The sequence below is a fragment of the Allobosea lupini genome, assembly GCF_900109525.1.
In the GTDB taxonomy this organism is placed as follows: Bacteria; Pseudomonadota; Alphaproteobacteria; order Rhizobiales; family Beijerinckiaceae; genus Allobosea; species Allobosea lupini.
Map to the genome: position 1 here is coordinate 618721 of NZ_FOAN01000001.1, position 18876 is coordinate 637596.

The following is an 18876-nucleotide window of genomic DNA, read 5'->3' on the forward strand; positions in this document are numbered from 1 at the left end:
GGGGATGATCCTCTTGATCGAGCAGGTCCTGAACGGCCTGCAATACGGCGCCATGCTGTTCATGCTGGCGTCCGGCTTGACCCTGATCTTCGGGATCATGGGCGTCATCAACCTGACCCACGGCTCCCTCTACATGGTCGGCGCCTATTGCGCTGCCTTTGCGGTGCTGAAGAGCGGGTCGTTTCTGGTCGGCATCGCCGCCGCCCTGGCCGGCGCCGGGCTCTATGCCGTCGTGCTAGAGCTCGCGGTCGTGCAATGGCTTTATCGCCGCGATCATCTCTATCAGGTGCTGGCGACGCTCGGGCTGATCCTGTTCACCAACGAGGCGGTGAGCCTGATCTTTGGCCGCCGCCCGCCCCTGATGGACATCCCACCCTTCCTGCAGGGTTCGGTGGCCGTCCTTCCCGGACTCGATTACCCCCTAATGCGCCTGGCCTTCATCGGCGTCGGCGGCCTCGTCGCCATCGGGCTCTGGCTCCTCGTCAACCACACACGGCTGGGCATGCTGGTCCGGGCAGGCGCCGACGACCGCGAGATGGTGTCTGCGCTCGGCGTCGACATCCGCCGCCTCTACACGCTGGTCTTCGGTCTTGGCGGATTGCTCTGCGGACTGGCCGGCGTCATGGCGGCGCCGCTGCTCGCGGTCGAGATCGGCATGGGCGAGAGGGTGCTGATCACCACCTTCGTCGTCATCGTCATCGGCGGCGTCGGCTCGATCCGCGGGGCCCTTGTCGGGGCTCTGCTGGTCGGCATGGTCGACGGCCTCGGCCGCGCCTACCTGCCCCAGGGCCTGCAGATGCTGCTGCCGCCCTCGGTCGCCGATACGCTCAGCGCGGGTCTCGTTTCGGCGAGCATCTACGTCCTGATGGCGATCGTTCTGCTCGTGAGGCCGCTTGGCCTCCTGCCCGCGCGGAGCTGACAGATGCGCCTATCCTTGCGCACGATGGCGATCCTGCTCGGCCTCGCACTCTTCCTGGCCGTTCCGCCCGCTGCCGATGCGAGCGGCAGCCCGGCCCTGCTCGGCCTTGCGAACCGCATTCTGATCTATGCGATCGCCGCGGTCAGCCTCGACCTGATCATCGGCTACGGGGCGATGGTCAGCTTCGGCCACGCCATGTTCTTCGGCCTCGGCGGCTACACGGTCGGGATCGTCGCCCACCACACCTTCGGCGGCGACCCGCTGCTGGGCTGGGCGGGCACGAACACCGCGCTGATCGTCTGGCCGCTCGCGCTCCTCGTCTGCGCGCTCACCGCCTTGGTGGTCGGCGCGCTGGCGCTGCGAACGAGCGGCGTCCAGTTCATCATGATCACGCTCGCCTTCGCGCAGATGGTCTTCTTCATCCTGGTCTCGCTGCAGATCTATGGCGGCGACGACGGGCTGATGCTGGAGCGGCGCAACCAGCTGCCACTGATCGATCTCGCCCGGCCGCAGACCTTCTACTATCTCTGCCTGGCGCTGCTCGTGGCCTGGACGGCAATCTGCGCCTCGATCGTCAACTCGCGCTTCGGCCTCATTCTCCAGGCGCTGCGCCAGAGCGAGCGGCGCGCCATCAATCTCGGCATCCGCCCCTTCCCGTTCAGGCTTGCGGCCTTCGTGATCTCCGCCGTCGGAACCGGGCTCGCCGGCGTGCTGTGGGCGAACTACGCGCGTTTCGTCACCCCGGACATGGCCGCCTGGAGCAAGTCCGGCGAGTTCATGGCGATCGTCGTGCTGGGTGGGCTCGGCACCCTGCTCGGCCCCATCGCCGGCACAGCGGTGTTCATCGCGCTCGAGCAACTCCTCTCGACCTGGACCGAGCACTGGATGATCGTGATGGGACCGGTCCTGACGCTGGTTGCACTGTTCGGCCGGCGTGGCATCGCCGGCCGCCTGTTCGGAGGCCGTCGTGACTGATGCCCTTCCGCAGACTGACGCGACGCCCGTCCTTGCGATCGAAAGGCTTCGCAAGAGCTTCGGCGCGCTGGTCGCGACCGACGATGTCTCACTGGAGGTCGGCACTGGCGAACTGCACGCGTTGATCGGCCCCAACGGCGCCGGCAAGTCGACGCTGATTACCCAGATCTGTGGCGAGATCAGGCCGAATGCTGGGCGCATCCTGTTCGAGGGGCGCGACGTGACTGCACTGCCGGCGCCGGCGCGCGCAAGGCTCGGTCTCGGCCGGACCTTCCAGATCACGCAGCTCTGTCCCGACTTCACCGCGATCGAGAACGTGCTGCTCTCAATCGAGGCGCGGCATGGCGGCTCCTTCGACATGTTCTCCAATCCGCGTCGGAATGCCGCTCATCGCGAACTGGCGCGGGACTGGCTCGATCAGGTCGGCCTTGCAGCCCAGGGCGGGCGCACGGTCGCGGAGCTGGCGCATGGCGAGCGCCGGCAACTCGAGATCGCGGTGGCGCTGGCCCGCCAGCCCAAGCTGCTGCTGCTCGACGAGCCGATGGCGGGGATGGGAGCGGAGGAATCGGCGAGCCTGACCAAGCTGCTTCAGAGCCTGAAACGCCGCTACGCCATCCTGCTCGTCGAGCACGACATGGATGCTGTCTTCGCGCTGGCCGACCGCATCAGCGTGCTGGTCTATGGGCGGGTCGTCTTCACGGGCACGGTCGAGGAGGTGCGCGGGCATCCGGAAGTCCGCGCCGCCTATCTCGGGGAGGATCGGCCATGCTGACGATCGAGGCATTGGAAGCCGGCTATGGACAGAGCCGGGTCCTGTTCGGCCTGTCGATGGTCGCGCGGGCCGGCGAGGTTGTCTCGCTCATCGGCCGAAATGGCATGGGCAAGACGACGACAGTGCGCGCCATCATGGGCATGACCCGTCCAACAGGCGGTCGTATCAGCTTCGGAGATCACCCGCTTGCCGGGCTCGCGCCGCACGCGATCGCGCGGTTGGGACTTGGGCTCGTGCCGGAGGGGCGGCGGATCTTTCCCTCGCTGACGGTCGAGGAGAACCTCGTCGCCACCGCGCGCACCGACACGCGAAACAGCAATGCGTGGACGCTCGAGCGGGTCGTGGCGCTCTTCCCGCGCCTCGGCGAGCGTCGCCGGCAGTCTGCGCGGACGCTGTCGGGCGGTGAGCAGCAGATGCTGGCGATCGGCCGGGCGCTGATGACGAACCCGCGCCTGCTCATCCTCGACGAGGCGACGGAGGGACTGGCGCCGCTGATCCGCGCCGAAATCTGGCGCTGCCTCCACCAGCTCAAGCAGGCCGGGCAGACCATCGTCGTCATCGACAAGAACCTCGGCGAGATGGCCGCGCTGGTCGACCGCCACCACATCGTCGAGAAGGGCCGCGTGGTCTGGTCAGGCACGCCGACGGAGCTGGACAGCCAGGCCAATCTCGCCAAGCGCTATCTCGGCATCTGACGGAGGCGGAGGATGACGCAGGCACCGATCCTCTATCGCGGCATGGACAGGGCGACGCTGGCGCGCGAATACGATGCGCGCGCCAGCGTGCCGTCGTTCGATGCAGAATACGCGCGCTACGTCGCCGGCAGCGAGGCCGTGCAGCGCGAACACCGGCGCATCGCCGACATCGTCTATGACGCAGCAAGCGGCGAAACGCTCGACATCTATCCGGCGGAGCCCGGCGCGCCGCTCTTCCTGTGGATCCATGGCGGCTACTGGCGGGCAAGCTCGAAGGACGACAATGCCTTCGTCGTCCCGGGGCTCAAGGCACAGGGCCTGGCCGTCGCGGTCATGAACTATACATTGGCTCCGCAGGCCTCGCTGGACGAGATCGTCCGACAGACCCGCACCGCCCTCGCCTTCCTGCATCGCGAGCGGGCGCGCTACGATGTCGGCGCCATCGCGGTCGGCGGCTCGTCAGCCGGCGGACATCTCACCGCGATGCTACTCGCCGGCGGCTGGCATGCCGCCTACGGCATGCCAGGGGATGTGATCGAGGTCGCGCTCGATCTCTCGGGCCTGCACGATCTGGAGCCGCTGCGCCATGTCGAGGTCAATGACTGGCTCGGTCTCGACGACGCTTCGATCGCGCGCAACAGCCCGATTCGCCATGTTCCAATCCGGTCACGGACGGCGCTGATCAGCGCTGTCGGCGGGCTCGAAACCAGCGAGTTCCGCCGCCAGACCACCGACTTCGCCGCGACCTGGGCTGCCGCCGGCCATCGCGGCGACACCGTCGCCATGCCGCGGCACAACCATTTCGACATAGCTCTCAGCCTCGGCGACCGCGGCAGCATCCTGGCCGCGGCTGTCGCGAGCGCACTGGGACGACAGATGACTTGACCGGGATGAACCGGCCGCGCGCCGCAGTCGATATCGAACCTGCTGGACATCGCCGCCGAATTGCGGAATCTCGCGGCGATGACCGAAGCCCCGCAAGCTGATGTGCGTTTCCATCGGGCCGAATGGCCGTTCTACTGGATCGCGCGCGTCACCGGCCGCTATTTCCAGACCATGGAGACGGCGCTGGACAGGATCGGCATCGACGTTCCCAGCTATCGCGTGCTGATGACGCTCTACGAAGACCGTCGCGTCAGCGTGTCGGCCATCGCCGATGCGTGTGTGATCAAGCTCAGCACCGCCACGCGCATCGTCCAACGCATGGCGAAGGACGGGCTGGTCGAGACACGGCCGAGTCTAAGCGACCGCCGTGTTACCGAGGTCAGCCTGACGCCCAAAGGCGAGGCCCTGCGCCACCAGGCCTGGGCGATCGCCGAGGGTGTCCTCGCCCACGCTTTCGCCGGCGTCGATGAGCGCGAGCGGCAACGTTTGAACCACCTGCTCGCCGGCGTCTTCGATCGTCTGCCAGGCTGAGCGCCCCCGTTCACTGCCCTCACTCCACGGGACGGACCGGCGTCCCGGCGCCCATCGCGCATATGGCCGAAAGATTGCGGGAAGAGGGATTGCCAACGCGGCCTGGATACGGCATATTACGTGAATAATCACGTAATATGCATTGAGGAATTCGCTCACACGCCGTCGAGTGCCGAGCATGCCAAGCCGCTGGCGCGGCAGGCTAGGCGCAGCGCAAACTTTGGAGGGACGTGCCATGAACAAGGCCTTGAACCCCGCCGCGGCTCGCGAAGCCGTCCTGAGCGCACTTCTCGACGAGATCCGCGCCCGCCGCGACGAGTTCGAGAAGCTGACCTACGTGCCCCTCGACATGGTTGAGAAACTCAAGACCGTCGGAGCCTACCGTGCCTTCGTGCCGAAGGAGCTGGGGGGCGACGCGAGCAGCCCGGCCGAATTCTGCCGGCTCATCGAACGGCTTTCGGAGGCGGACGCCTCGACCGGGTGGGTCGCGAGCTTCGGCGTCTCCGCGGTCTACCTCGCCGCCCTGCCGCCCGCGACCTTCAAGGCGATCTACGGGCAGGATCCCAACACTGTCTTCGCCGGAGCGCTTTTCCCGCCGCAGGCCGCGCGCGAGGTCGAGGGCGGTTTCGAAGTCCAGGGCCGCTGGCCCTATTGTTCGGGATGCATGGGTGCGAGCCTGATCGGAGCCGGCATCCGTGTCGAGGGCGGCTCAGCCTCTGGCCTCCCGCGCATGGCGGTGATGCCGCGCGACAAGGTCCAGATCAAGCACAGCTGGGACACGCTGGGGTTGTCCGCCACCGGCAGCCATGACGTGGTGGTCGACTGCGTGGTCGTCCCGGAGGAATGGACCTTCATCCGTGGCGGGCGCGCCCAGCGCGACGAGCCGATCTTCCGCTATCCCTCCATGGCGCTGGCGGCCCAGGTCTTGGCCGTCGTCGGATTGGGAACCGCCCGCGAGGCGCTGAACTGGCTTCACCGCGAGGCACGCGACAAGCCGGCGATCACCGGCGCTCCGCCGATCGGCGCCCGCCCGCACATCCAGGCCGAACGCGGCCGGGCCGAGGCCCGGCTGCGGTCAGCCCGCAGCTTTTTCTACGAAGCGATCGAAGAGGCGTGGGAGGATATTCTCGCGGGCGACGACCTCGAGCGCGATGTGCATGTCCGTCTGCGCCTGGGTGCAACCGAGGCGGCCGCGGCCGGCGCCGAGGTCACCCGCATGGCCTTCGTCATGGCCGGCACCGAAGCGATCCGCCGCGGACACCCGGTCTCGCGCTGCATGCTCGATGCCGCAGCCGTGGCGCAGCATGCCTTCCTCGGCCAGGGCACCTGGACATCCGCCGGCGCGGCCTTGCTCGGCCAGCCCAGTTTCCCCGGCTATCCCTGAGACATCTGCGAGAGGAGACCTGCCATGACCGAAGCCAAGCCGATCCGAACCCTGTTCTGCATCGCCGTGCAGCAGAATTTCTTCGACCTGCCCTTCTCCCAGATCGGCCCAGTCTGGAAGGCGTTCGGCACGATGATGAAGGGGATCTCGGAGCTGCCGGGCGTCACGATCCTCGGCATGCTCGACGACGACGAAACCATGGTCGGCACCTCGCCCACCGGCTTCCCCTGGACAGCCTACATCATGGCCGACGTGCCGGACCGCGAGACCGTGCGGCTGGCCTGCAACCTCTTCCGCACCACGCCCGTGGGCGACACGGACGAGCGACTTTGGAAGTACTGCCGGGTCGAAGCCCGGATGGGCCGGGCCCTGGAAGTTCCGACCAATCTTTGAGGCAGCCATCGCCTGCACGGAGCTCGCATGACCGCCAGCGACAATCCCCACACCGCCATCGTCACCGGCGCCGCCTCAGGCTTCGGAGCCGTCGCCGCCCGTGCTCTGCACCTGGCCGGCCATCGGGTCGTCGTGACCGACATCGACGGGGACGCGGCGCGGCGTCTGGCCCTGGAACTCGACCCTGCCGGGGCGAACGCCATTGCAGCCGTGCTCGATGTCCGCCGGCCGGAGGATTTCGAACGCGTCCGCGACGAGGCGATCGGCCACTGGGGTTCGGTCGAGATTCTCGTCAACAACGCCGCCGTGACGGTTGCGCGGCCGCTGCTGGAGATCGAGCCTGCCGAATTCAACGCCGTGATGGCGACAAATGCGGGCGGGGTCTTCGCCGGCAGCCAGATCCTCGGCCGGCACTTCAAGGAGCGCGGCTACGGCCGCATCGTGAACCTCGCCTCGCTCGCGGGGCAGAACGGCGGCACGGCGACGGGCGCCCACTATGCCGCCTCGAAAGGCGCGATCCTGACCCTGACCAAAGTCTTCGCGCGCGATCTCGCGCCCTTCGGCATCACCGTGAACGCGATCGCGCCGGGGCCGATGGACACACCGCTCGTCCATGCGCTTGTGCCGGCGGAAAAGATGCCCGGCCTGCTCGCCAACATCCCCGTGGGGCAGCTGATCGACCCGGGCTTCGTCGCCGAGATGATCGTGCTGCTCGCTTCGCCCGCCGCCGCCTCTGTGACGGGGGCCTGCTGGGACGTCAATGGCGGCCTCTTCATGCGCTGACGCGCGACACGCCGGACACATTCGAGGGAGAGAGCCGATGACTGTCAGCGCCACGAGCTTCCGCGAAGGCATGAGCTGCCTGGGCGCCGCGGTCAGTCTCATCACCTCGGGTGGTCCCGAAGGGCGCCATGGGATGACCGCCTCGGCTGTCTGCTCGATCACCGACAGTCCGCCGACGCTGCTGGTCTGCGTCAACCAGAAGAACCGCTCGCACGACGTCTTCAACGGCAACGGCAATCTCTGCGTCAACGTCCTCGCCGGCAGGCACGTCGCGTTGGCGGACATCTTTGCCGGGCGCGGCGATACGACCCGCTTCGAGACCGGGAACTGGATGACGCTGGAGACCGGAGCGCCCGTACTGGCGGACGCGGTCGCCGCCTTCGACTGCCGGATCATGGAGCGTCGCGCGATCGGCAGTCATTCGGTCTTCTATGCGAGGGTCGTCGGCCTGCTCACATCGGCACAGGCAGCCGAGACCGTGATCTGGTTTGACCGCCGCTATCACCCGCTGAAGGCGGCGGTGTCCGAGCAAAGCAGCCTGGCCTGAGAGGCTGCGGCAATCCCGCGCTGCATAAGGCCTGCGTCGCGATCAATCGCCCCAGCCTGCCGCCCTGGATATGGCGGCGGCGCGTGAGCGCAGCGCCTCGGCGATCGGACCGGCGAGATCGTCGTCCATCGTTCCGATCGGCCCCATCAAGGTGATCGCCGCGATCATCAACCCGGTCTGATCGAGGATCGGGGCCGAGAGCGAGGTGAAATTCGCCAGGAGCGCGTCACGGCAGCGGCTGATGCCTGCGGCGCGGATCGAGGTCAGCATCGTCTCGAGTTCGGCACGATCGCGCGGCGTGTCGTCGGGCCCTTCTCGCTCCTGCCGCGTTCGCTCCTCCTTGAGCGCCGCCACGACGAGCTCTTCGCTGAACGCAGGCGGCAGATGCGCGACGAAATTGCGTCCGAGCGCCGAGCGAAGCAGCGGCAGCACGCTGCCGACGCGAAGCTCCAGGATAGGACGATTCCCACCGGCCTCGACACGGTAGATGATCGTCGGCCCGCGATTGCCCCAGACCCCGAGGAAGACGGTCTGGCCGATCTCATCGGCGAGCTCGGTCATGACCGGCCTCGCCGCCGTGAACACGTCGAACTGCTCGATCGCAGCCAGACCGAGCTTCAGCGCATAGGGCCCGAGCGCATAGCAGCCGGTGTCCTCCTCTTGCCGGACGATGCCCACCGCCTGGAAGCTGACCAGATAGTAGTGGACGTTGGCAGCCGACATTCCGGTGCCTGCGGCGATGGCCTTGAGCGGTACTGGCCGCAGCGCCATGCGCAGATGATCGAGGATGCGGAAGCCGATCTCGATCGACTGGATGCCGCGCCGAGCCGGACGCCCGGCCTTGTCATCCGCACCCGTGAAGAGCTGCTCCGCAACTGATTCGGGCTGCTCGGCTTGCGAGCCAGAGGCGGATCGCGGACGGGACAGGCGCGCCGCCGAGTTGGAAGAACCCGGCGAATTTCCCTTTTTCGTCAATTGAATAACCCCGTTCGCGGCGTGCCTCAACTGTGGGCAAGGCCGGATGGAATTTCAAGCTTGCTTGATTTGATATTATCAATCAGATTTGACTATAGCGAAATTTGAGCTGCTTCCGGCATCGACCTGAAGCATGACAGCCGGCGAACGGGGATATCATGGACACCGCGATGCGAGCCGGACTGTCGTTGTCGGTCGGCGATGTCTTCGCCGGGCTCTGGTATCCCATCGTCATCACGGCCGTGGTTTACGTCATCGGATCCCTGCTGCTGCCGAACCGTCCCGAGCTCGAGCCTGGCAACTGATCACCTCAGCCAAGCGGCGGCTCCGATCCCGGCTGCCGCGCACTCCCAATCATCGATCGAAGCGAGTTGATCCGATGCAGCCGCCGCCCCTGCCACGCTACAAGGCCGCCGTCGCGCAGGTGGCCTCCGTTCCGGACGATGCGCAGGCTTCGGCGGCGAAGGCCGCCGGGCTGATCAGGGAGGCGGCACAGGCGGACGCGCGCCTCATCGTGTTTCCGGAAGCGTTTCTCGGTGGCTATCCGAAGGGGCATTCCTTCGGTGCGCCGGTCGGCATGCGCAAGCCGGAGGGCCGGGAGGCGTTCCGCCGCTACTGGGAAGCGGCCATCGCTCTCGACGGACCCGAGGTTGCGCTGATCACTGAGGCGACGGCCGAAACCGGTGTTTTCGCCGTCATCGGCTGCATCGAGCGCGACGGTGGCACGCTCTATTGCACGGTCCTGTTCTTCGACGGCGCGCAGGGTCTGGTCGGCAAGCACCGCAAGCTGATGCCGACCGCGGGGGAGCGGCTGATCTGGGGCTTCGGCGACGGCTCGACCATGCCCGTCATCGAGACCTCGCTCGGCCGGATCGGCGCCGTGATCTGCTGGGAGAACTACATGCCGATGCTGCGCATGCACATGTTCGCGCAGAACATCGGCATCTATTGCGCGCCTACCGCCGACGATCGTGACAGCTGGCTGCCCTCCATGCGCCATATCGCGTTGGAGGGCCGCTGCTTCGTGCTGACCGCCTGCCAGCACATCCGCCGCGGTGCCTATGCAGACGACTACGACTGCGCACTCGGCGACGATCCCCGGACGGTGCTGATGCGCGGCGGCAGCGCCATCGTCGATCCGCTCGGCGCCGTACTGGCCGGGCCCGACTTCGAAGGCGAGACGATCCTCTACGCCGAGATCGATCCCGGGCAGATCGCCCGCGGCAAATTCGATTTCGACGTGGCCGGGCACTATGCCAGGCCGGACGTGTTCCAGCTCATGGTCGATGACCGGCCCAAGCGCGCCGTCGCGACGCTCGGCGGCAACGACACGACGCGGCAGGACTGACCTCGATGCTGTTCGACATGGAAGCGCTGCCGGCGCAGGAGCGCTACAAGATCCTGACCGCCACGATCGTGCCGCGCCCGATCGCCTGGATCACCACCCTGTCACGCGCCGGCATCGTCAACGCCGCGCCCTTCAGCTTCTTCAACATGATGGGCAACGACCCGCCGACGGTTGCGATCGGCATCATGCCCCAGAACGGCAGGCTGAAGGATACCGCCGCCAACATCCTCGAAACCGGCGAGTTCGTGGTCAACCTCGTCGCCGAAGCGAATGCGGAAGCGATGAACGAGACCTGCATCGACGCGCCGCCCGAGGTCGACGAGCTCGCGCTGGCGGGGCTGACGCCGCTGCCCTCGCGCGCCGTCCAGCCGCCGCGCATCGGCGAGGCACCGGTCGCGCTCGAATGCCAGGTCCTGACCTCTCTGGTCACGGGGCCGCTACAGACCATCGTGATCGGCAGGGTGCTCAATGCCCATATCGACGACCGCTTCGTCATCGATCCCGAGCGCCACTACATCGACACGCCGGGGCTGAAGCTCATTGCCCGCCTGCACGCGAGCGGGGGGTATCTGCGCTCGACGGATCTTTTCCAGATGGATCGGCCGAGCTGGGCAAAGCGGCAGGCAAAGCGCCCTGTTACGCCGGAAGCCTAAAGCCCCTTGGCATGCCCCCATGAGCGGCCGGTTCAGGCTCGTTCATGGTTGGATTGCGGCAAAAATCATTCCCACTCGATCGTGCCGGGGGGCTTGCTGGTCACGTCGTAGACGACCCGGTTGATGCCCTTGACCTCGTTGATGATGCGGGTCGCGGTGCGGCCGAGGAAGGCCATGTCATAAGGGTAGAAATCCGCCGTCATGCCGTCGACCGAGGTCACGGCGCGCAGGGCGCAGACATGGTCGTAGGTGCGATAATCGCCCATCACTCCGACGGTGCGCACCGGCAGCAACACGGCGAAGGCCTGCCAGATCACGTCGTAGAGCCCGGCCTTGCGGATCTCCTCGAGATAGATCGCATCCGCCTTGCGCAGAATGTCGAGCTTCTCCTTGGTGATCTCGCCGGGGCAGCGGATGGCAAGACCCGGCCCCGGGAAAGGGTGGCGGCCGACGAAGGCCTCGGGCAGGCCGAGCTCGCGGCCGAGGACGCGGACCTCGTCCTTGAACAGCTCGCGCAGCGGCTCGACGAGCTTCATCTTCATGCGTTCGGGCAGGCCGCCGACATTGTGGTGGCTCTTGATGGTCACCGACGGGCCGCCGCTGAACGAGACGCTCTCGATCACGTCGGGATAGAGCGTGCCCTGGGCGAGGAAGTCGGCGCCGCCCAATTTGGCCGCCTCGGCATCGAAGACGTCGATGAAGAGCCGGCCGATGGTCTTGCGCTTTGCTTCCGGGTCGGCACCGCACTTGGCGAGCTCGGCGAGGAAAAGCTCTTCGGCCTCAACATGGACCAGCGGGATGTTATAGTGGTCCCTGAAGAGACGTACGACCTCATCGGCCTCGTTCATCCGCATCAGGCCATGGTCGACGAAGACGCAGGTGAGCTGGTCGCCGATCGCCTCGTGGATCAGCACGGCCGCGACGGCCGAATCGACGCCGCCAGAGAGCCCGCAGATCACCCGGCCCGTGCCGACCTGGTCCCGGATCTTCTTGATCATCTCGGCGCGATAGGCCGACATGCTCCAGTCGGGCTTGCAGCCGCAGATGTCGACGACGAAGTTGCGCAGCAGCCTGGCGCCATCCGGCGTATGCACCACTTCGGGATGGAACATGGTCGAATAGAAGCGCCTCTCCTCGTCGCTCGCCACCGCATAGGGCGCGTTCTCCGAAGTCGCCTTGACGGTGAAGCCGGCCGGCAGCTGCGTGACGCGGTCGCCATGGCTCATCCAGACCGGATAACGCCCACCCTCTTCCCAGACGCCCGCGAACAGGGCGGAGGGCGTGACGATCTCGACATCGGCGCGGCCGAACTCGGCGGCATGACCGCCCTCGACCGTGCCGCCGAGCTGATGGGCCATGGTCTGCTGGCCATAACAGATGCCGAGCAGCGGCAGCCCCGCGGAGAACACCTCCTGGGGCGCGCGCGGCGAATTGCCGTCGGGCACCGAGGCCGGGCCTCCGGAAAAGATCACGCCTTTCGGCTTCAGCCGCTGGAAGGCATCGGAGGCCGACTGGAACGGCGCGATCTCGCAATAGACGCCGATCTCACGGACCCGGCGCGCGATCAGCTGCGTGACCTGGCTGCCGAAGTCGATGATCAGGATGGAGTCGTGATGGGCGGGGTTCTGGGGCTGGGAGCTCGTCATGGCTCGCCATAGAAGATCAGGCCGCTTTCGTCGACGCATAAAATCAAGGGGGCGAATGGCGTTGGACGCAATTTCTCCGCGAGCTTGCGATCCGCGGTGAGCATGAGCGCGCCGGCCTGATCAGCCAAGGCGACATAGAGAGCGTCGTAGACCGAAACGCCGTGATCGATGGCAATCTTGGCTGCCACAGCGAGCAGAGAGGTCAAATCATTGCTGGCAACCCGCCGCGTCGCTGAATCCAAGGCGCGCTCGAACTGAACGGATTCGATCGATCCCTTCCGCAGCTTGCGGCAAAGCACCTCGCCGATTTCAGCTAGCGCGTGGCTGGGAGCAAGGAAAACGCTGCCGGCCGCTTCATACCCTTCGAGCACAGCTTGCGCGAGCCTGGAGCCGCTTTCGTCGACGAGCAGTTTGACGATGAAACTTGCGTCGAGAGCAACGCTACTCATCCCTCAACGCCCGAATGATGTCGACGCTGTCCTCCTGAGGCCCCGGCGGTGTCAGTGCGCGGATCGCCGCAAATTCCTTCGAGATCGGCAGATGCTCAGGCCGGTTTGCGAGCACGGTCCAATCTTGCGCGCGCCGAGCGTTCTCGGCCGCCCGCCGTACCTTTGCCAGAACCTGCTGCAAGGTCACACCATCAAGCCGCGACGCTTCAACGACCACCATGGAAGCTACTCCCGACAGACTGATTGGCTGCCCCCATGATATAGGGACGGCCCAAGCTTCGCAAAACCTTCGCTTGGATCGACGATTCAGCCCGGCGCCGCAAGGCAGCTCAAATAGAATCCGTCGGTCCCGGTCCGGCGCGGCGAGAGCTGCAAGCCGAAGCGCGTGGCGAAACGGGCGAGCAGGCCGAAATCGACCTCGCCGGTATCGAGCAGCGAGCGCGTCGCGACCGGCACGAAGCCGGGATGGCGCACCAGGAAGGCCTCGACCGCGCCGTCATTCTCCTCCGGCAGCATCGAGCAGGTGATGTAGGCGATGCGCCCACCTGGTTTCACCAGACTGGCGGCACGCGTGAGAACCTGCGCCTGTTCCTTGATGCGCTCGGCCAGCGCGCCGGGGCGCACCCGCCATTTCGCATCCGGATTGCGGCGCCAGGTGCCGGAGCCGGTGCAGGGCGCATCGACGAGCACGAGATCGATCGTGCCGACGAGATCGGCAAGCGCGTCATGGCCGCGGCTCCTGGGCACGCGGACCTCGACATTGCCGGCGCCGGAGCGGGTGAGCCGGTCATGCAGCGGCGCCAGCCGGCGGCTGTCGAGATCGGTGGCGAAGATGCGCCCGTCTCCGCCGAGGACAGCAGCCAGTGCCAGCGTCTTGCCGCCGGCGCCAGCACAGAGATCCACGACACTCATGTCGGGCTGTGCGCCGGCGAGCAGCGTCACGAGCTGCGAGCCCTCGTCCTGGATCTCGAACTCGCCGTTGAAGAAGCTCGGCTCGCTCTGCAGCGACGGGCCGCGGCCATCGGGGCCGGGCAGGAAGCGCAAGGCATCGGGCGACCAGGCGCCCGGCTCGGGCTGAAGATGCGCCAGCGCTGCACGCAGCCTGTCGCGATCGGTCTTCAGCCGATTGGTGCGGATATCGGCCGGCGCACGGCCCGCCAGAGCCTGTCCTTCGGCAACCGCATCGTCGCCGAAGCCTGCCATGAAGGAAGACCAGAGCCAGTCGGGTACATCGGCCTGCATCCAGCCTGGCGCGGCGTTGAGATCGAAGGCGGCGAGCCCGGCGACCTCGAACTCGGTCAGCGGTGCGGGGGCATGATTCTGTCCGCTGAAGAGGTCCGAGATTTCCTCGACGCCGAGGCCGCGCTGGCTGACCAGCATGCCGAGCACGAGCGCCCGCGGCGTCTCCTCACCAAGCGCATGCACCGAGGACGCGCGGCGGCGCAGCGCATCATAGACGAGCGAAGCGACGGCGGCGCGATCCTTCGAGCCGGCGAAACGGCGTGACAGCCCCCAGTCCTTGAGCGCGTCGGCCGCCGGGCGCCGGCGCTCGATCAGGTCCGCCAGGACCTCGATGGCGGCGCTGATGCGGGCGGCGGGAGTCATGTCCGGCGGTTCCTGTGCTTGCTTTGCATCGCAGCCCTCGAGCCCGGCGCCATTTCTAACGATTCCGAAGCGCGACAGCACCCTTGACGCCCTCGTCCCACAGGGCGCAAGACGATACAACTCCTTCCGCAACGCCAACCGCCCAGGAACCACTGCAATGACTGCCCTCTCCCGCCTCGCGCTTGCCGGCCTGTTCTGCCTGTCGCTTGCCGCCTGCGCCACCCAGCCGGTCGACACCACGCCGCCGCCGGCCAAGCGCCTGGACGCCAAGACCTCGCTCGAAGGCCGCCGCTGAGATTCCGGAGGCACCCGCCGCCGCATAGCGAGCGAGCGCCTCGACCAGTTTCCGATACTCCCCTTCGCAGCGCTCATGACGACATGTTCGAGGCGCTGCGCAGGGGCACGAAGCCTTCACCAGCCTGTCATATCCGCCGAGCAGTTTCGCCGCCTTTCCGCAGGAAGCGAGGATCGGACGAGATGAAGCCCCTGTTGCAGCCGGCGACCATGCTGGCGACCTTTGTCCTGGCACTGGCCGCCCAGGCCCAGAGCCCCGTGCCGACGCTCGACGGAAAGCCGGCCCTGATTGCCGGCCATCGCGGTGCCAGCGGCTATCTCCCCGAGCACACGCTCGAAGGCTACAAGCTCGCGATCGAGCAAGGCGCCGACTTCATCGAGCCTGATCTGGTCGCGACCAAGGACGGCCATCTCGTCGTTCGCCACGAGCCGATGATGTCGGGCACCACCGATGTCGCGACGCGGCCGGAATTCGCCGCGCGCAAGACGACCCGCAAGGTCGACGGCGTCGACACCACCGACTGGTTCGCCTCCGACTTCACGCTCGCCGAGCTCAAGACGCTGCGGGCCAAGCAGGCCTTCGCCGATCGCGACCAGTCGCATAACGGCAAGTACGAGATCCCGACGCTGCAGCAGGTCATCGATCTCGCCAAGGCCGAAAGCGCCCGCACCGGCCGCACCATCGGCATCTACCCAGAGATCAAGCACTCGACCTATCACTCGGCACTGGGCCTGGCGATCGAGGACAAGCTGCTCGATCAGCTCAAGGCCGCCGGCTGGACGGAGAAAACCTCGCCGGTGATCATCCAGAGCTTCGAGACCGCCAACCTCAAATATCTGCGCGGCAAGACGCAGCTGCGCCTGATCCAGCTCGTCGACGCCGACGATGTCGACAAGGATGGCGGCATCGTCCTCGCCGCGCCCTTCGACAAGCCCTACGACTTCGTCGTCACCGGCGACAAGCGCACCTTCAAGGACCTCGTCACCGCGGAAGGCCTGAAGGAGGTCAGGATCTATGCCGACGGCGTCGGCCCCTGGAAGCCCTATCTGATGCCGGCCAAGCAGGTGATCGGCGACGACGGCAAGCCGCGCGACCTCAATGGCGACGGCACGATCGACGAGCGCGACCGCGTCTTGCTGCCGCCGACCGATGTGGTGAAGAACGCCCACGCCGTCGGCCTCTTCGTCCACACCTGGACTTTCCGCAGCGAGCCCAAGCGCCTCGCCTCCGACTTCAAGGGCGATCCGGCCGCCGAGTACAAGGCCTATCTGGCGCTCGGTATCGACGGGCTGTTCTCGGACTTCCCGGACCAGGCGGTGAAGGCGCGCGACGCCAAGTAGTCGCACCGCAAGACAAGACCGCCGCACCAAATGGGCGCGGCGGTCTCATGGACACAACTAAACCTAACTCAACTCACGCTTAGTCGCAGACACGTACCGTGCGACGGATTTCCCCGCGCGGGGTTTCGCGAATTCGCGTCTCGGTGCGGCAGTCGCGCTCCGCGCGATAGGCTCGGCGGCGCTCCCAGCGATCACGCTCGCGCCAGCGATCCTCACGGTCCATCGCGCGCTGCTGCGGCGTGCGCGGGTCGATCCTGACACCGCCCGGCCCGATATCGACGGACTGCGCGAAGGCGCCGGAGCCGGCCAGCAGCAGGCCCGCGGCAAGGGTCGAAGCAAGCAGTTTCATCGGCTTTTCCTCCATTGTCGGGAAAAGCAACGAGATGGGCCGGCAAAGGTTCCCTACCGACACCGCCTCGAAATTCAGCACGCAAACGAGAACGGCGCCCGCAGGGGGCGCCGTCGCAGAAGGAACCGAGCTGCTGGATCAGTGCAGGATCTGGCTGAGGAAGAGCTTGGTGCGCTCGTGCTGCGGGTTCTTGAAGAACTCGTTGGGCTCGTTCATCTCGACGATCTGGCCGGCGTCCATGAAGATCACCCGGTCGGCGACCTGGCGGGCGAAGCCCATCTCGTGGGTGACGCAGAGCATCGTCATGCCTTCGTCCGCCAGCGAGACCATGGTGTCGAGCACCTCCTTGACCATTTCGGGGTCGAGGGCCGAGGTCGGCTCGTCGAACAGCATGATCTTCGGGCTCATGCAAAGCGAGCGGGCGATGGCGACGCGCTGCTGCTGGCCGCCCGAGAGCTGGCCGGGATACTTGCTCGCCTGCTCCGGAATCTTGACGCGCTTGAGATAGTGCATCGCGATCTCCTCGGCGTCCTTCTTGGGCATCTTGCGAACCCAGATCGGCGCCAGCGTGAGGTTCTCGAGGATCGTCAGATGCGGGAACAGGTTGAAGTGCTGGAAGACCATGCCGACGTCGCGGCGGATCTCGTCGATCTTCTTGAGGTCGTTGGTGAGCTCGGTGCCGTCGACGATGATCTGGCCCTTCTGGTGCTCTTCCAGCCGGTTGATGCAGCGGATCATCGTCGACTTGCCCGAGCCGGACGGGCCGCAAATGACCAGCTTCTCACCGCGCGACACCTTCAGGTTGATGTCGCGCAGCACGTGGAACTCGCCGTACCACTTGTTGACGCCGATCATCTCGACGGCGGTCGCGGTGTTGAGCGCGGTCTGCTTCAGCGCGGACGGGCGCGAGCTGGTGGTTTCTGCCATAGCCATGATTTGATCCCCTCAACGCTTCTGGCCGGCGGCGAGCCGCTTCTCGACCGCGATCGAGTAGCGAGACATGCCCCAGCAACACAGGAAATAGAAAACAGCAGCGAATGCATAGCCCGTCGCGCGGGTGGTCGGCGTCGCCCAGGTCGGATCGACCAGGGTCGCCTCGATGGTACGCAGGAAGTCGAAGATGCCGACGATGGTGACCAGCGTCGTGTCCTTGAACAGCCCGATGAAGGTGTTGACGATGCCCGGGATCACGATCCGCAGCGCCTGCGGCAAGACGATCAGCCGCATCATGCTCCAATAGCCGAGGCCGAGCGACATCGCGCCCTCGTACTGGCCCTTGGGCATGGCCTGCAGGCCGCCGCGCACCACCTCCGCCATATAGGCCGCCGCGAAGAGCGCGACGCCGACCAGCGGGCGCAGCAACCGGTCCGGTGAATATTCCTGCGGCACGAACAGCGGCAGCATGGTGTTGGCCATGAACAGCACGGTGATCAGCGGCACGCCGCGGACGAACTCGATGAAGATCACCGAGAGCAGCTGGATGATCGGCAGCTTGGAGCGCCGGCCGAGCGCAAGGACCACACCGAGCGGCAGCGAAAAGACGATGCCGACCGCCGCGATCAGGAAGGTCACGGTCATGCCGCCCCAGAGGCCTGTATCGACCCTGGGCAGCCCGGGGCTGCCCGCGAGCAGGCTCAGGAAGCCGAAGACGACCAGCGCGAACAGCACGAGCTGCTTCGGCCCGAAGAAGCGCTTCCAGACCGGGAGTTGCTCTACGACCGCCAGCGCTGCGCCGCCAATATAGAACCGGACGAGCTGCGGCACGAAGGACAGGATGACGTAGAGCGCGGCGAGCGCCAGCGTCAGCGTCAGGCAGAAGCTAAGGAAGCGTTCGGCGCCGGGGCCGCCGAGCAGCAGCACATAGGCCGAGATCGGCATCAGCACGAAGAAGAAGAAGATGCCGAGCTTCTTCTTCGGTGCATTGGTCCAGAGCAACCAGGCCACGCCGAGCGCGAACATGGCGAAGACGATGTTCACGCGCCAGCGCTGCGCGATCGGGTAGGAACCGTAGATGAAGTACTGGAAACGGTCGGCGATATAGGCCCAACACGCGCCGACGGGCCGGCCGACCTTTTCGGCGAGGCAGGCGTCGCGGCTGGTGCCGGACCAGACGGCGTCGAGGAAATAGAACCTGACCAGCCCCGGCACCGTATCGATCACGAGGTAGAGGCCAAGCAGCGTCAACGCGATGTTGAGCGGGCTGGAGAGCAAATGCTGCCTGACCCAGGCGAGCGGCCCGGCGACGGAGAGCGGCGCCGGCTGTTGCTCCAGCGTTTCCTTGCGGACGAAGGCGTAGGGAGCCATTTCGGTGGTTGCGTCGGTCATCGGGGCG

The 18876-nt window shown here is 66.5% G+C and carries 23 protein-coding genes; 15 read left to right on the forward strand and 8 right to left on the reverse strand.

All coding sequences use genetic code 11. The features are described 5' to 3' along the window. The first annotated feature begins 4 nt into the window (after positions 1-4). The 10 genes from BMZ21_RS02950 to BMZ21_RS02995 all read left to right on the forward strand — a co-directional run bounded on the left by BMZ21_RS02950 (position 5) and on the right by BMZ21_RS02995 (position 7884). Entirely contained in the window at positions 5-919 is a 915-nt protein-coding gene (locus tag BMZ21_RS02950) for a branched-chain amino acid ABC transporter permease (RefSeq protein WP_091829591.1), read from the forward strand. A 3-nt stretch (positions 920-922) separates the two neighbouring features. After that, positions 923-1894: a branched-chain amino acid ABC transporter permease gene (locus tag BMZ21_RS02955; RefSeq protein WP_244543670.1), complete on the forward strand. Its 972-nt coding sequence runs from the start codon at positions 923-925 to the stop codon at positions 1892-1894. Next, the gene (locus BMZ21_RS02960; protein WP_091829592.1) at positions 1887-2666 is read left to right on the forward strand and encodes an ABC transporter ATP-binding protein; all 780 of its coding nucleotides are present in this window, start codon (positions 1887-1889) and stop codon (positions 2664-2666) included. The genes BMZ21_RS02955 and BMZ21_RS02960 overlap by 8 nt, the downstream gene beginning before the upstream one ends. Beyond that, a complete protein-coding gene (locus BMZ21_RS02965; protein WP_091829593.1) occupies positions 2660-3361 on the forward strand; it encodes an ABC transporter ATP-binding protein in 702 nt (233 codons plus the stop codon). The genes BMZ21_RS02960 and BMZ21_RS02965 overlap by 7 nt, the downstream gene beginning before the upstream one ends. A gap of 12 nt (positions 3362-3373) precedes the next feature. After that, the gene (locus BMZ21_RS02970; RefSeq protein WP_244543671.1) at positions 3374-4246 is read left to right on the forward strand and encodes an alpha/beta hydrolase; all 873 of its coding nucleotides are present in this window, start codon (positions 3374-3376) and stop codon (positions 4244-4246) included. A gap of 78 nt (positions 4247-4324) precedes the next feature. Continuing rightward, positions 4325-4777 (forward strand): MarR family winged helix-turn-helix transcriptional regulator, encoded by a 453-nt coding sequence (locus BMZ21_RS02975; protein WP_091829594.1) that lies wholly within the window; start codon positions 4325-4327, stop codon positions 4775-4777. 235 nt (positions 4778-5012) lie between these two features. Continuing rightward, the gene (locus BMZ21_RS02980) at positions 5013-6161 is read left to right on the forward strand and encodes an acyl-CoA dehydrogenase family protein (protein WP_091829595.1); all 1149 of its coding nucleotides are present in this window, start codon (positions 5013-5015) and stop codon (positions 6159-6161) included. 24 nt (positions 6162-6185) lie between these two features. Continuing rightward, positions 6186-6554 carry a hypothetical protein gene (locus BMZ21_RS02985; protein ID WP_091829597.1) on the forward strand — a complete coding sequence of 123 codons (369 nt, stop codon included), beginning with the start codon at positions 6186-6188 and terminating at the stop codon, positions 6552-6554. 27 nt (positions 6555-6581) lie between these two features. Continuing rightward, positions 6582-7337, forward strand: a complete 756-nt coding sequence (locus tag BMZ21_RS02990; protein ID WP_091829599.1) for an SDR family NAD(P)-dependent oxidoreductase — start codon at positions 6582-6584, stop codon at positions 7335-7337. Between the two features lie 37 nt (positions 7338-7374). Continuing rightward, positions 7375-7884 carry a flavin reductase gene (locus BMZ21_RS02995; RefSeq protein WP_208862205.1) on the forward strand — a complete coding sequence of 170 codons (510 nt, stop codon included), beginning with the start codon at positions 7375-7377 and terminating at the stop codon, positions 7882-7884. 42 nt (positions 7885-7926) lie between these two features. Here BMZ21_RS02995 and BMZ21_RS03000 read toward each other — a convergent pair whose 3' ends face one another. Then, positions 7927-8859, reverse strand: a complete 933-nt coding sequence (locus tag BMZ21_RS03000) for an IclR family transcriptional regulator (RefSeq protein WP_244543672.1) — start codon at positions 8857-8859, stop codon at positions 7927-7929. 158 nt (positions 8860-9017) lie between these two features. Here BMZ21_RS03000 and BMZ21_RS30205 point away from each other — a divergent pair, with 158 nt between their 5' ends. From BMZ21_RS30205 to BMZ21_RS03010, 3 genes are all read left to right on the forward strand, one after another. Then, on the forward strand, positions 9018-9164 hold the full coding sequence (locus tag BMZ21_RS30205) for a hypothetical protein (RefSeq protein ID WP_167561477.1): 147 nt from the start codon (positions 9018-9020) through the stop codon (positions 9162-9164). A gap of 74 nt (positions 9165-9238) precedes the next feature. Further along, positions 9239-10207, forward strand: a complete 969-nt coding sequence (locus BMZ21_RS03005) for a carbon-nitrogen hydrolase family protein (RefSeq protein WP_091829601.1) — start codon at positions 9239-9241, stop codon at positions 10205-10207. 5 nt (positions 10208-10212) lie between these two features. Beyond that, positions 10213-10860, forward strand: a complete 648-nt coding sequence (locus BMZ21_RS03010) for a flavin reductase family protein (protein ID WP_091829603.1) — start codon at positions 10213-10215, stop codon at positions 10858-10860. A 65-nt stretch (positions 10861-10925) separates the two neighbouring features. Here the strand turns inward: BMZ21_RS03010 and guaA are convergent, their stop codons facing one another. The 4 genes from guaA to BMZ21_RS03030 form a co-directional block, all read right to left on the reverse strand. Continuing rightward, entirely contained in the window at positions 10926-12506 is a 1581-nt protein-coding gene (guaA, locus tag BMZ21_RS03015; protein ID WP_091829605.1) for a glutamine-hydrolyzing GMP synthase, read from the reverse strand. Further along, complete coding sequence (locus tag BMZ21_RS03020; RefSeq protein ID WP_091829607.1) at positions 12503-12955, reverse strand: type II toxin-antitoxin system VapC family toxin; 453 nt, start codon at positions 12953-12955, stop codon at positions 12503-12505. The genes guaA and BMZ21_RS03020 overlap by 4 nt, the downstream gene beginning before the upstream one ends. Further along, positions 12948-13175: a hypothetical protein gene (locus tag BMZ21_RS03025; protein ID WP_091829609.1), complete on the reverse strand. Its 228-nt coding sequence runs from the start codon at positions 13173-13175 to the stop codon at positions 12948-12950. The genes BMZ21_RS03020 and BMZ21_RS03025 overlap by 8 nt, the downstream gene beginning before the upstream one ends. 86 nt (positions 13176-13261) lie before the next feature. Continuing rightward, positions 13262-14560, reverse strand: coding sequence for an RsmB/NOP family class I SAM-dependent RNA methyltransferase (locus BMZ21_RS03030; protein WP_091829611.1), 1299 nt, complete (start codon positions 14558-14560; stop codon positions 13262-13264). A 157-nt stretch (positions 14561-14717) separates the two neighbouring features. Here BMZ21_RS03030 and BMZ21_RS30210 point away from each other — a divergent pair, with 157 nt between their 5' ends. Together BMZ21_RS30210 and BMZ21_RS03035 are read left to right on the forward strand one after the other, a co-directional pair. Beyond that, positions 14718-14855: a hypothetical protein gene (locus BMZ21_RS30210; RefSeq protein ID WP_167561506.1), complete on the forward strand. Its 138-nt coding sequence runs from the start codon at positions 14718-14720 to the stop codon at positions 14853-14855. Positions 14856-15037: 182 nt separating this feature from the next. Next, positions 15038-16195, forward strand: coding sequence for a glycerophosphodiester phosphodiesterase (locus BMZ21_RS03035; RefSeq protein WP_091829613.1), 1158 nt, complete (start codon positions 15038-15040; stop codon positions 16193-16195). 79 nt (positions 16196-16274) lie between these two features. Here the strand turns inward: BMZ21_RS03035 and BMZ21_RS03040 are convergent, their stop codons facing one another. From BMZ21_RS03040 to BMZ21_RS03050, 3 genes are all read right to left on the reverse strand, one after another. Continuing rightward, entirely contained in the window at positions 16275-16544 is a 270-nt protein-coding gene (locus BMZ21_RS03040; RefSeq protein ID WP_091829615.1) for a hypothetical protein, read from the reverse strand. Between the two features lie 138 nt (positions 16545-16682). After that, on the reverse strand, positions 16683-17399 hold the full coding sequence (locus BMZ21_RS03045; protein ID WP_091830542.1) for an amino acid ABC transporter ATP-binding protein: 717 nt from the start codon (positions 17397-17399) through the stop codon (positions 16683-16685). Positions 17400-17489: 90 nt separating this feature from the next. Beyond that, positions 17490-18869, reverse strand: a complete 1380-nt coding sequence (locus tag BMZ21_RS03050) for an amino acid ABC transporter permease (RefSeq protein WP_091829617.1) — start codon at positions 18867-18869, stop codon at positions 17490-17492. Between the last annotated feature and the right edge of the window lie 7 nt (positions 18870-18876).